Origin of the sequence: Sphingobium sp. R-21 (genome assembly GCF_049913335.1) — a bacterium.
GTDB lineage: Bacteria > Pseudomonadota > Alphaproteobacteria > Sphingomonadales > Sphingomonadaceae > Sphingobium.
The window spans coordinates 1,015,282-1,027,712 of the sequence record NZ_CP184374.1; the positions used below are offsets into that span (position 1 = coordinate 1,015,282).

General features: G+C 62.1%; 11 protein-coding genes and 2 tRNA genes. 9 read left to right on the forward strand and 4 right to left on the reverse strand.

Annotation, left to right across the window (positions count from 1 at the left end; all coding sequences use genetic code 11):
• Window positions 1–103 precede the first annotated feature (103 nt).
• Together purF and ACN9MX_RS04730 are read left to right on the forward strand one after the other, a co-directional pair.
• A complete protein-coding gene (gene purF / locus ACN9MX_RS04725; protein ID WP_363735376.1) occupies window positions 104–1,564 on the forward strand; it encodes an amidophosphoribosyltransferase in 1,461 nt (486 codons plus the stop codon).
• An 82-nt stretch (window positions 1,565–1,646) separates the two neighbouring features.
• Window positions 1,647–2,357 carry an SDR family NAD(P)-dependent oxidoreductase gene (locus ACN9MX_RS04730; protein ID WP_363734742.1) on the forward strand — a complete coding sequence of 237 codons (711 nt, stop codon included), beginning with the start codon at window positions 1,647–1,649 and terminating at the stop codon, window positions 2,355–2,357.
• A gap of 84 nt (window positions 2,358–2,441) precedes the next feature.
• Here ACN9MX_RS04730 and ACN9MX_RS04735 read toward each other — a convergent pair whose 3' ends face one another.
• Together ACN9MX_RS04735 and ACN9MX_RS04740 are read right to left on the reverse strand one after the other, a co-directional pair.
• Window positions 2,442–3,719: a class I SAM-dependent methyltransferase gene (locus ACN9MX_RS04735; RefSeq protein WP_426387275.1), complete on the reverse strand. Its 1,278-nt coding sequence runs from the start codon at window positions 3,717–3,719 to the stop codon at window positions 2,442–2,444.
• 35 nt (window positions 3,720–3,754) lie between these two features.
• A complete protein-coding gene (locus tag ACN9MX_RS04740; protein WP_426387276.1) occupies window positions 3,755–5,131 on the reverse strand; it encodes a cryptochrome/photolyase family protein in 1,377 nt (458 codons plus the stop codon).
• Between the two features lie 183 nt (window positions 5,132–5,314).
• Here ACN9MX_RS04740 and ACN9MX_RS04745 point away from each other — a divergent pair, with 183 nt between their 5' ends.
• From ACN9MX_RS04745 to ACN9MX_RS04775, 7 genes are read left to right on the forward strand one after another with little or no spacing between them, the layout of a single operon-like run.
• A complete protein-coding gene (locus ACN9MX_RS04745) occupies window positions 5,315–5,800 on the forward strand; it encodes an RNA pyrophosphohydrolase (RefSeq protein WP_363825837.1) in 486 nt (161 codons plus the stop codon).
• A 44-nt stretch (window positions 5,801–5,844) separates the two neighbouring features.
• On the forward strand, window positions 5,845–6,744 hold the full coding sequence (locus ACN9MX_RS04750) for a DUF481 domain-containing protein (RefSeq protein ID WP_363734734.1): 900 nt from the start codon (window positions 5,845–5,847) through the stop codon (window positions 6,742–6,744).
• Between the two features lie 44 nt (window positions 6,745–6,788).
• Entirely contained in the window at window positions 6,789–8,012 is a 1,224-nt protein-coding gene (locus tag ACN9MX_RS04755) for a hydrolase (protein ID WP_363825839.1), read from the forward strand.
• Complete coding sequence (locus ACN9MX_RS04760) at window positions 8,009–9,028, forward strand: arginine N-succinyltransferase (protein ID WP_363754695.1); 1,020 nt, start codon at window positions 8,009–8,011, stop codon at window positions 9,026–9,028. The genes ACN9MX_RS04755 and ACN9MX_RS04760 overlap by 4 nt, the downstream gene beginning before the upstream one ends.
• Window positions 9,025–10,308, forward strand: coding sequence for an N-succinylarginine dihydrolase (locus ACN9MX_RS04765; protein WP_363734728.1), 1,284 nt, complete (start codon window positions 9,025–9,027; stop codon window positions 10,306–10,308). The genes ACN9MX_RS04760 and ACN9MX_RS04765 overlap by 4 nt, the downstream gene beginning before the upstream one ends.
• A gap of 25 nt (window positions 10,309–10,333) precedes the next feature.
• A complete protein-coding gene (locus ACN9MX_RS04770; protein ID WP_133652086.1) occupies window positions 10,334–10,552 on the forward strand; it encodes a hypothetical protein in 219 nt (72 codons plus the stop codon).
• Window positions 10,553–10,600: 48 nt separating this feature from the next.
• Window positions 10,601–12,052 (forward strand): cobyric acid synthase, encoded by a 1,452-nt coding sequence (locus ACN9MX_RS04775; RefSeq protein WP_363825842.1) that lies wholly within the window; start codon window positions 10,601–10,603, stop codon window positions 12,050–12,052.
• A gap of 34 nt (window positions 12,053–12,086) precedes the next feature.
• Here the strand turns inward: ACN9MX_RS04775 and ACN9MX_RS04780 are convergent.
• Window positions 12,087–12,163: transfer RNA gene (locus ACN9MX_RS04780), tRNA-Arg, on the reverse strand.
• 149 nt (window positions 12,164–12,312) lie between these two features.
• Window positions 12,313–12,389 (reverse strand) — tRNA-Arg (locus ACN9MX_RS04785).
• Window positions 12,390–12,431: the final 42 nt, after the last annotated feature.

The window sequence follows — 12,431 nt, forward strand, 5'->3', positions numbered from 1 at the left end:
TTTTTTGTGACAGGCAGGCGACAAACTGTCCCTGACGCACTATATGCGCGCGAAAGCCGCCCGACAGGTGCGGACAGGATCGGCAGTGGACCATCAAGAACCCATGTTTACGACCAACCCGTTCGACGACGACAAACTGCGTGAGGAATGCGGCATTTTCGGCGTCTTCAACGCTGAAACCGCTTCTGCCATGGTCGCCCTTGGCCTTCATGCCCTCCAGCATCGTGGTCAGGAAGCCGCAGGCATAACCAGCTGGGACGGCCATGATTTCCATACCCATCGGGCAATGGGACATGTGGCCGGCAATTTCGATCGGGACGAAGTGATTCGGGCCCTTCCCGGTACCGCCGCCTGCGGCCATGTCCGCTATTCCACTACAGGCGAGACATCGCTCCGCAATGTCCAGCCGCTTTACGCGGAATTGAGTTCAGGGGGTTTCGCCGTCGCGCACAACGGCAATATCTCCAATGCCATGAAACTGCGTCGCGAATTGATCCGCCGAGGTTCCATCTTTCAGTCCACCTCCGATACGGAGGTCATCATCCATCTGGTGGCGACGTCCACTTACCGGACGCTGCTCGACAAGTTCATCGACGCGCTGAAGCAGGTCGAGGGCGCCTATTCGCTGATCGTGATGACGCCCGAAGGCATGGTCGCCTGCCGTGACCCGCTGGGCATCCGTCCGCTGGTTATGGGCAAGCTGGGCGAGTCGATCATCTTCGCTTCGGAAACCGTGGCGTTCGACGTCGTGGGCGCGGAACATGTCCGTTCGATCGACCCAGGCGAACTCGTCATCGTCACCCATGACGGCGAAGTACGCAGCCATCGTCCCTTTGGCGACACGCATGCACGCCCCTGCATATTCGAACATGTCTATTTCAGCCGCCCCGATTCCGTCGTCGACGGGTCCAGCGTCTATTCAGTCCGCAAGGCCATCGGCGCGCAGCTCGCCATCGAAAATCCGGTCGAGGCGGACTTCGTCATTCCCGTGCCCGACAGCGGTGTGCCGGCGGCGATCGGCTATGCCCAGCAATCGAGCATTCCTTTCGAGCTGGGCATCATCCGTTCACATTATATCGGCCGCACCTTCATCCAGCCGGGCGACAAGGTCCGGCACCTTGGCGTAAAGCTGAAGCATAATGCCAATCGCGCGCTGATCGAGGGCAAGCGCATCGTCCTGATCGATGATTCCATCGTGCGCGGAACTACCTCGCTGAAAATCGTTCAAATGATGCGTGAAGCAGGCGCCAAGGAAGTGCACATGCGCATCGCCAGCCCGCCGACGAAGCATAGCTGCTTCTATGGCGTCGATACGCCAGAGCGCACCAAGTTGCTGGCGCATCGCCTGGATATCGGCGGGATGCAGGACTTCATCCATGCCGACAGCCTGTCGTTCATATCCATCGATGGTTTGTACAAGGCGCTGGGTGAAGCGAAGCGCGCCGACATCCGGCCGCAATATTGCGATGCCTGCTTCACCGGCGACTATCCCACGACGCTGACCGACCAGGATGAGGCTGTGGTGCAGAACCAGCTCGAACTGCTGGCCGAGCGCGTGGTCTGATCGTCTTTCCCACCTCGATACCGATGACCCGGCGCTTTACCACTCCGGGGCTCGCTTCTTCCTGATTCCAAGAGGGATATTCATGTCGTCCCAGTCCCTTTCCGGTAAGCTCGCCCTCATCACGGGCGCAAGCCGCGGCATCGGCGCCGCCACTGCGGAGGCGCTTGCCGCCGCGGGCGCCCATGTCATCCTGACCGCGCGCACCACGGGCGGACTGGAAGAGGTGGAGGAGCGCATTCATCGGGCGGGGGGCAGCGCGACGATCGCGCCCCTCGACCTGATCGACGGCGAAAGCATCGGGCGGCTGGCGCAAGCGATTTCCGGCCGGTGGCAGGCGCTCGACATATTGGTGCTGAATGCCGCGACGCTGGGCAGCCTGGCTTCGGTCCCGGCCATCGACGCCAAGGAATTTGCCCGGTTGCTCACGCTCAACGTCGCGGCGCCTCAGGCCTTGATCGCTGCTTTCGACGGCATGCTGAGGGCGAGCGGCGATGCACGCGTGGTGGCGATCACCTCTTCGGTAGGGGCACAACCGCGGGCTTATTGGGGCGCCTATGGTGCTTCGAAGGCGGCGCTCGAAACGCTGGTGGGAGCCTATGGCGAGGAGGTGAAGAACATCTCTGCCATTCGCACCCATATCGTGGATCCTGGCGCCACCCGCACCGCCATGCGGGCACGTGCGTTCCCCGGCGAAGATCCGTCGGCGCTCAAGGCGCCTGAACTGGTGGGACAGGCTATCGTCGATCTGGTGATTGCCGATACACCGGGCGGTTTTCGGACCCGCATGGATTGAGGGCGGGCCGGCAGGATTGGGCCATGGTTCTGCCGTAACGCGCCATGTCCGGCGGACAGCACCGGCTATCCGCCAATCCTCACCTCATCCGGTTTCACCATCCGGTTTCACCAGCGTAACCTGCGCCACGTCGATAGTTCCACCGCGAAAGCCGCCCTCGCAATACATCAGATAATAGCGCCAGAGGTCGACGAAATGCTGGTCGAAACCGGGCGGCAACCAGCCTTTGTCCACAGCTCGATCAAAGCGTTCGCGCCAGCGCCGCAGCGTTTCAGCATAATGCAGGCCAAAACGGCGTACATCGCGCCACACCAGGCCTTTCGCTTCGGCCAGCGCCCGAAACCGGCTTTCCGACATGAGCATGCCGCCGGGGAAAATATAGGTCTGGATGAAATCCGCGCCTCTGGCATAGCCTTCGAATATCGCATCATCGATCAATATATACTGGATCGCTGCCCGGCCGCCCGGTTTGAGCAGCCGCTCGATCGCCTCAACATAGGCAGGCCAGTAGCGTTGCCCTACCGCCTCCACCATTTCCACGCTGGCGATGGCGTCATATTGGCCCTGGGCATCGCGATAGTCGCGCAATATGATGTTCGCGCCCGACCCCAGGCGGTCACGCGCGAAATCGGCCTGCTCAACCGAAAGGGTGAGGCCATCATAGCGGATCGGACAACGCGCCATCGCCTGTTCGGCCAAGCCACCCCAGCCACAGCCGATTTCCAGCAGCGCATCACCTTCACGAAGGTCGAGCCTGTCGAGAATGGCATCAACCTTTCGATGTTGCGCCCGTTCCAGGCTTTCGATCCGATCATCAGGGTCGCGAAACAGGGCGCTGGAATAATGCATGCCCTTGTCCAGCCATAGCTGGTAAAAGTCATTCCCCAGATCATAATGATAGGCGATGTTGCGCCGCGATCCCTTGCGGCTGTTGCGCCTTGCCCAATGGAGCGATCGGCCGATCCAGCGCGCTGGTCCATGCGGCCGGGCGACATTGCCCAGACTGGCGGCGTTGGCCATGAACAGGGCGAACAGCGAAACCGGGTCGGGGCTGGTCCACTCCCCTCGCGCCCAGGCACGGTACCAGCCCGCCGATCCTCCCGCGGCCAGACGAAGCAACGCACGCCAGAGCCGAAGATGGACCTCGCATTCCGGTCCCGGCGCACGACCACCCAGCAGGCGCTGGCTGCCGTCGGGCAGAATAGCATGCAGAGCCCCCTGCTCCAGCCCCAAATCAATGCGGTCGAGCAGTTTGTGAAACTGCCGCGCGACGAGATGATCCGGCCAGCCGTGAGCACGGCGCTCCAGCGGCCGCTTGATCGGCACTGCCGCCCGGCCGCGGCGGGGTTCCATGACGTTCATGCCTTCACTCTGCCCAATGGTCTACTGCGTCGCAATCATGGCTTGATCCCGCGCCAGGCGGCGAGCGCCCTTTCGCGCCCCTCCCGATGACCGATGCACTTGGCCGGATAATCGGGCGGTCTGGCATCATGGGCGTCGGGATCGTGAATGATGTCATCTTCCAGATGCGCCAGTTCCGGCACCCAGGTCCTGATATAGGCCGCGGCATCGAACTTCTCCGACTGGGTCAAGGGCGCCATGATCCGGGAAAATATATTGGCATCCACGCCGCTGCCTGCAACCCACTGCCAATTGACGCTGTTGTTGGCGTAGCTCGCATCGACCAGCGTGTCCCAGAACCAGCGCGCGCCATGCCGCCAGTCGATCAGCAGATGCTTGATCAGAAAGCTGGCCGTGATCATGCGGACGCGATTATGCATCCAGCCGGTGGCCCAAAGCTGCCGCATGCCCGCATCGACGATGGGATAGCCGGTGCGCCCGGTCTTCCAGGCGCTGAAGTCGCCTCCCGCCTCGCGGAGATCGCGCCAGGGCAGGTGATTGAAAGCTGGCCTCGCATTTTCCGAACCATAGGTGGGCATGGCCCAGATCTGGTTATGGGCATAGTCGCGCCAGATCAGTTCCTTGAGGAAAGTCGTCGCATCGCCGGGCGCTTCGGCAACCCGGTGCCAGACATGGGCGGGTGAGACTTCCCCGAAATGAAGATGAGGCGACAGGCGCGAACTTCCCTCCCGCGACGGCAGGTTTCTGGCATGGTCATATTGGGCCACCTCATCCAGGAATGCGGCGACATTGGCCCGCGCGCCAGCCTCCCCCGGCGTCCAATCCTGCGAAAAGGCGGCAGCCCAGTCAGGCTTCGTGGGTAGAAGCGCCCACTGCTCCAGCGAATCACCCTGGGGCCAATGTCGTGGCCCATCGATCCGCGAAGGTGCCCGAACCGGCCCGGCCGGCGGCATATGCTCCATCACGGCGCGGGCAAACGGCGTGTAGATGCGGTAACTGGTCCCCGTGCCGGTCCGCACAGCGCCGGGCGGAAGCAGCAATGCGCCGTCATGCAGGCAGAGGTCCAGCTTTTTGGCGATCGCCTTCTCCGCATTGCGCCACCAAGGCTCATAATGATGCAGTGCGTGGACACGGCGGGCGCCCGTTTCTTCTGCGAACTGGATAATCTGATCGATGCTTCTGCCCTGCCTCAGGATCAGGCGCGATCCCTTTTCCCGAAGATCATTGTCCAGGCTTTCCAGGCTGTGATGCAGCCACCAGCGCGATGCGCCGCCCATTTTCCATTGGCGCGGCGCGTGATCGTCCAGCACATAGACGGGAATCACCGGCCCATCACGCACGGCGGCCGCCAGTGCGGCCTGATCGGCAAGACGCAGGTCCTGGCGAAACCAGAGGATGACGGGATCCGACATGCACGCGGCCATGCCATGACCCGCCTGCTGTTCCAAGCCCTCGCCCATTTGAAGCGAAGCAAAGCACAAATCGCCGCGTCGGGTTTTTTCCGGCATGGACGTGCGGCCGCTTGCCGCCTATTCTTGCACTGCACAATCAACGAGCCGGATCCGGCTTTTCGGGATTAACGACCAGGGACTATGATGGCGTCGATGCCAAATGAATCAGAACTCGCCTATCGGCCATGTGTGGGTATCATGCTCGTCAACATGGAGGGCAAGGTGTTCGTCGGCCAGCGAATCGACAATGCGGTGGAGGCCTGGCAGATGCCGCAGGGTGGCATCGATGACGGTGAAGACATGAAGACCGCTGCCCTTCGCGAACTGAACGAAGAAACCGGCATCGTCCGCGATCATGTCGAGATCATAGCCAAGGCGCGCGAAGAGCATTTTTATGACCTTCCGCCCGAATTGGTCGGCAAGCTGTGGGGCGGCAAATATCGTGGCCAGCGGCAATATTGGTTTCTCGCCCGCTTCCTGGGTTCGGACGAGGATATCGATATCCAGACGGCGCATCCGGAATTTCGCGAATGGAAATGGACCGATCCGGACAGCCTGCCGGACCTGATCGTGCCCTTCAAGCGCAAGCTGTATCGGGATATTCTTCAGGAATTCAGGGATCTGATCTGAAAACAGGGATTAAAATCCTCTGCCGTCTCGGTATGAAGGGGCGCATGCGTTATTGGCTGGCCCCTCTCCCTCTCCTCCTCTCCACGCCGGCGCTGGCCGATTATCCCGTGCTTCTACCGCCGTCGGTCCGGGAAATGATGGAAGCCGCGATTGCCAACGGCAATGAGACCGAGATCGCGACCGTCGCCAAGATCGCCAAGCAGACCAACCCCGGTTCCGCCGACGAAATCCAGCGAATGGTCAACAGTTGGAAGGCGCGGACCAAGGCCACGCACGAAGCCGTGATCCGAGAAGCGCGCTTTACCGATTTGTGGACCGGCAAGTTCGAAGCGGGCGGATTCCGTTCCACCGGCTCCACAAGAGAGATCGGCATCAGCGCCAGTGCCGCAGTCAAACGCAACGGAATCCAGTGGTCGCACAAGCTGGCCGCCAGCGTCGATTACCGTCGCGCCAACGGGATCACGTCGCGCGAACGCTACACCGCCAGCTATGAGCCGCGTTATGAGTTCGATCCCAGAGGCTTTGCCTATGGCTTGACTCAATTCGAACGGGACACGTCGATCGGCTATGACGCGCGATACACCGCGTCGGCGGGTATCGGTTACAAGCTGATTGTCAGCGATCCGGTCGATCTGGCGCTGGATGCCGGCCCGTCGATTCGGCATGCGCGATATGTGGCAGGTGAACAGGAAACCAAGTTGGGCGCCCGTGCATCGATGGATGTCGCCTGGCGACTGACGCCGGTGCTGACATTCAAGCAGACAGCGTCCGGCTATGCGGAAAGTGACGTCTACACGCTCAATTCGCTGACTTCGCTGGTGACGAAGGTCGGAACACGCTGGTCGGCCGCCTTTTCCTACAATGTGCAATATGAATCGGAAACGCTGCTGTCGGCTCGGGATTCCGACACGATGAGCCGCCTGACCCTTACCTACGACTTTTAGAAGCGGGGTGGAGGGGCGCCCTCCGCTCTGATAGGGTTCGCAGGATGAGAGGTCTTTCGTCGTTCGAACAGAGCGTCATGGAAAGCGCGGCAGATGCGCCCATGCTCGCCCAGACTGAAAAATGGGCGGCGGTAAACAGCGGGTCGCGCAATCTTCCCGGGCTTGCCGCCATGGCAACCATGCTCGCCGACGCCTTTGCCAGCCTTCCTGGCGCCATTTCCCTTGTCGATCCAGCGCCGGTGGAGACAGTCCGGCCCGACGGCGCTCTGGCCATGGTCGCGCATGGCAGCCACCTGCGCCTGTCGGTGAGGCCTGAAGCCCCGGTGCAGATCCTGCTCACCGGCCATATGGATACGGTGTTTCCCGCCGACCACAGCTTTCAGGCGTTGCGATGGATCGATCCGGTCACGCTGAATGGACCGGGCGTGGCGGATATGAAGGGCGGGCTGGCCGTCATGCTGGCAGCCTTGCGTGCCGTGGAAACCGCACCGGATGTAATGCAGTTGGGCTATGACGTCATCATCAACAGCGATGAGGAGGTCGGCAGCCCTTCATCGGCGGCGTTGTTGCAGCAGGTTGCAACGGGCAAGCTCGCCGCCCTCACCTATGAACCGGCATTGCCTGACGGCACGCTGGCGGGGGCACGCGCCGGTAGCGGCAATTTTGCTATTGTCATCACCGGGCGCAGCGCGCACGCTGGCCGCAATCCACAGGAGGGCCGCAACGCCATCGTCGCCGCGGCCGACCTGGCGCTGCGGCTGAAGGCGGCGAGCGGTGCCGGCTTTTCCTGCAATCCCGCACGGATCGAGGGTGGCAGTCCCAATAATGTCGTGCCCGATCATGCGGTTCTGCACGTCAATTTCCGGCCAAAGACCTTCGCGGACCAACAGGCTGCCGACCTGCTGCTGAAAGACGTCATGGCGATGATCGCGCGGGAGCACGAAGTCATGCTCCACCTGCATGGCGGCTTCGGCCGGCCGCCCAAGCCGATGGATGCGCAGGCGGAAGCCCTTTTCGGACTGGTCCGGCAATGCGGTGCCGATCTGGGTATTTCCATTGCCTGGCGCGATACCGGCGGGGTGTGCGATGGGAATAATATTGCGGCCTGCGGCGTGCCCGTGGTCGACACCATGGGTGTACGCGGCGGCGATATTCACAGCGATAAGGAATATCTGATCGTCGACAGCCTGGCCGAACGGGCGCAATTATCGGCGCTGACGTTGCTGCGTATTGCACAAGGGCATTTCAGGACGGGGGTGAAGGCGTGAGTTTTTTCATGCGTACGGCGCGCGCCGACGATCTGCAGACCCTCTATGAAATGGCGAAGCTGACCGGCGGCGGCTTCACCAATCTGCCGCCCGACCGAAAGTCGCTGGTCGCGAAGCTGGAGCGTACGGAACAGGCGCTGGCCCGGCAAAGCGAGGGGGTTGAGGACGAACTGATCGTCATGGTGCTGGAAAACGGCCAGACGGGGCAGGTCCGCGGCACTTGCCAGATTTTCAGCAAGGTAGGGCAAAGCTGGCCCTTCTATTCCTATCGGCTGGGCGTTTTGACCCAACATAGCCGGGAACTGTCGCGCACCTTCAGGGCGGAAATGCTCTCGCTCGTCACCGATCTGGAAGGGTCGACGGAGGTTGGCGGCCTCTTCCTGCACCCCCGCGAGCGCGCCGAGGGCCTTGGCCTGCTGCTGGCGCGCAGCCGCTATCTCTACATCCGCAACCATCGGGCGCGCTTTGGGGAACGGATCATCGCGGAACTGCGGGGGGTCATCGACGAGGCGGGCGGTTCCCCCTTCTGGGATGGTCTCGCGGGTCGCTTTTTCGGCATGAGCTTTCAGGAAGCGGACGAGTTCAATGCAGTGAACGGTAACCAGTTCATTGCCGACCTGATGCCCAAGACGCCGATCTACACCGCCATGCTGACCGACAGTGCCCGCGGCGTCATCGGTATGCCCCATCCCAATGGCCGCGCGGCCATGCGCATGCTGGAGACGGAAGGTTTCACCAATCCGGGTTATGTCGACATATTCGATGGCGGCCCGACGATGGTGGGGCAGATCAACGCGCTGCGCACCATAGCCCACGCGTCTGATGCGCGATTGGGGGCCGTGCATGAGAAGGGCGGAGAAAAGATGCTGGTGACCACCGGACGGCTCGCGGATTTCCGCTGCACCTACGCCTTCGTGATGGAGTGCGACGATGGCGGCATCTCGCTCGACCGGGCGTCTGCGGAACTGCTGGGGCTGGAGCCGGGCCAGTCATTCACCATGGCGGAACGGGCATGAGGGCAAGAGAGATCAATTTCGACGGCCTGGTCGGTCCCAGCCACAATTATGCCGGCCTCAGCCCAGGTAATCTAGCGTCGGCGCGCAATGCGGGAGCGATCTCCTATCCCAGGGCGGCGGCGTTGCAGGGCATAGAAAAGATGCGGTCCAACCTGCGGCTTGGACTGACGCAGGGCCTATTCCTGCCCCAATGGCGCCCGGATGGCGCCTGGCTGTCGGCGCTGGGGACTGATGTCGGCAATGCGGAGGCGCATATCCGGGCGGCCGCGATGTCGGCATCCTCCATGTGGGCGGCCAATGCCGCGACCGTCTCACCCGCTCCCGATACGGCGGATGGGCGCACGCATCTGACCGTCGCCAATCTCGTCACCATGCCACATCGCAGCCATGAATGGCCGCAAACGCTCGCTCAGTTGCGACTCGTCTTTTCCGACCGCCGGGCCTTTGCCGTCCATGGCCCCGTCCCCGCCCCCTTTGGCGACGAGGGCGCGGCCAATCATATGCGCCTGTGTAACAGCCATGGCGAAGCGGGAGTGGAAATATTCGTCTATGGCCAATCGGGCGGCCCCTTTCCCGCTCGCCAGCATATAGAGGCAAGCAAGGCTGTCGCCCGGCTGCATCGGCTGGATCCGGATCGCACCCTGTTCGTCATGCAGTCGGAAGAAGCGATCGCGGCGGGCGCGTTCCACAATGATGTCGTCGCCGTCGCCAACGAGCGCGTGCTTTTCACCCATGAGCACGCCTTTGCCGACAAGGAGCGTTTCTACGCCGATCTCCGCGCCAAGCTGCCGTCGGTTGAAATCGTGGAGGTTCCAGCCAGTGCCATAAGCCTCTCCGACGCAATCCGCAGCTATATCTTCAATGCGCAACTCGTGACCCTGCCCGATGACGGCGGCTCGTCTTCGCCCGGGGCAGGCATGGCGCTGATCCTGCCGACCGAGGCGCGAGACATGCCGGCCATCTGGGCATGGCTGGAACAGATGGTGGCGGGCAACGGTCCGATCCGCAGGCTCGTCCCCGTCGACGTGCGGCAGTCCATGGCCAATGGCGGCGGTCCCGCCTGCCTTCGCCTGCGCGTGGTGGCCGATCCGGCGAATATCGATCCCCGCTTCCTGGTCGATGAGGCAAAGCTGGACGGCATTGCCGACATCGTCCGAAATTACTGGCCCGAAACCATTGTGCCCGACGATCTTGTCGATACCCGTTTGATCGCCCGCATCGAACAATCATGGTTAACCCTTGTTGACCATTTGCAACTTTCGGGCGATCTAGTTCCCTGACGGCAAGCAGGCCGGGTGGGACCAAATGGAACGGATCAAGCGCCTCTTCACGATCAAGACGAAGTTCGAGGCGTTTCTGGTGATCTACGCCCTGGCCCTGGGCGCGACCGAGCGCGGATTCGTCTATATGCAGCAATATCCGGGCACGGGTGGACATCTGCTTGCCCTGGCCTGCACCGGCAGCGTGTTCATGGCCGGCGGCATGATATTGGATGCGGTAGAACTGCGACGCAGCGCCCTTTAACTCTCTGTAGACTTGTATCTGCCGCCTGCTCCATGCAGGAGCGACTCCATGGCTGCAATCATGCTTCAGGGAACAGGCTCGGACGTCGGCAAATCCTTGCTGGTGGCCGGCCTTTGCCGGGCACTGGTTCGGCGTGGATATAGCGTCCGGCCTTTCAAGCCGCAAAACATGTCCAACAATGCTGCCGTCACCAGTGATGGCGGAGAGATCGGGCGCGCGCAGGCGCTTCAGGCCATGGCCGCGGGCGTCGAGCCGCATACGGACATGAACCCGGTACTGTTGAAGCCTCAGGCCGACCGGACGTCGCAGCTTGTCGTCCACGGCCAGGTTCGCGGCAAGCTCGGCAGCGGGAATTTCCGGTCGGCGCGCGGAGAATTGCTGGAGGCCGTGCTCGCCAGCTATCATCGGTTGCAGGCGCAATGCGACGTCGTCGTCGTGGAGGGCGCCGGATCACCGGCTGAAGTGAACCTACGGGCGGGCGACATCGCCAATATGGGCTTCGCCCGGGCAGCCGATGTGCCGGTGATCCTGGTCGGGGACATCGACCGCGGCGGCGTGATCGCCGCCATCGCCGGAACCAAGGCCGTGATCGATCCCGCCGATGCGGCTATGATCCGAGGTTTTCTGATAAACAAGTTCCGGGGCGATCCGGCGCTGTTCGAGGATGGCTATCGCCATATCGAGCATTTGACCGGCTGGCAGGGCTTTGGCGTCATTCCCTGGCTTGGCGAGGCCAGCCGCCTGCCCAGCGAGGATGCGGTGGTGCTCGAACGCCGGCGGGGGGGACTGGACGAAAAGCTGCTGATCGCTTGCCCCATCCTGCCGCGGATCGCCAACTTCGACGATCTGGATCCCCTGAAACTGGAGCCGGGGGTGGAGGTCATGATGGTGCCGCCGGGACAGCCCATTCCGGCTGAGGCCACGCTCATCATCCTGCCGGGTTCCAAGGCGACGATCACCGATCTGCAGGCGGTTCGCGATCAGGGATGGGACATCGACATTCGCGCCCATCATCGGCGCGGGCGACCGATATTGGGGATTTGCGGGGGTTACCAGATGCTGGGCCGCAGGATTGAAGACCCGGACGGGATCGAGGGATCGCCCGGCAGCGTCGAAGGGCTTGGCCTGCTGAACGTGGAAACCCGGCTCACAGCGATCAAGATATTGGAAAGAACGAACGGAGTCGCGCTGGGGCAGGCCTTTTCTGGCTATGAGATGCATGTCGGACGCACCGACGGCCCCGATTGCTTGCACCCGTTCGCGCTGCTGGAGGGCGATCGTCCGGACGGCGCATCAAACGGCGATGGCACGGTGATGGGGAGCTATATCCACGGCCTGTTCGCCAGCACCGCGCTGCGCTCCGCCTTTCTCGCGCGATTGGGTCACAAGGCTGCGTCCGGCGATTATCAGGCATCTGTAAATGATGCCCTGGACCAGATTGCAATGCAGTTGGAAGATCATGCCGACTTGGAAGGCCTGATCCGGATCGCAAACGCCTGACGGGAATGCGCCTGCTTTAACGTTTCAAGGGAAATGGCGCACCCGGAACGATTCGAACGTCCGACCCTCAGATTCGTAGTCTGATGCTCTATCCAGCTGAGCTACGGGTGCGTTGTGGATGGGCAGATAGAAGGGGCCGGACAGTCTGGCAAGCCCAAAACACGCCCGTCGCCAATTAAAAAAATGATGCCGCAGCAGAGCACGCATAGTGCCGGCGAACTCATGCCGGATGCCAGCGGTAATGATGATTACAAGGGAAATGGCGCACCCGGAACGATTCGAACGTCCGACCCTCAGATTCGTAGTCTGATGCTCTATCCAGCTGAGCTACGGGTGCGTTGGAGTGGCGCAGATAGAAGCGACCAGACATTTGGGCAAG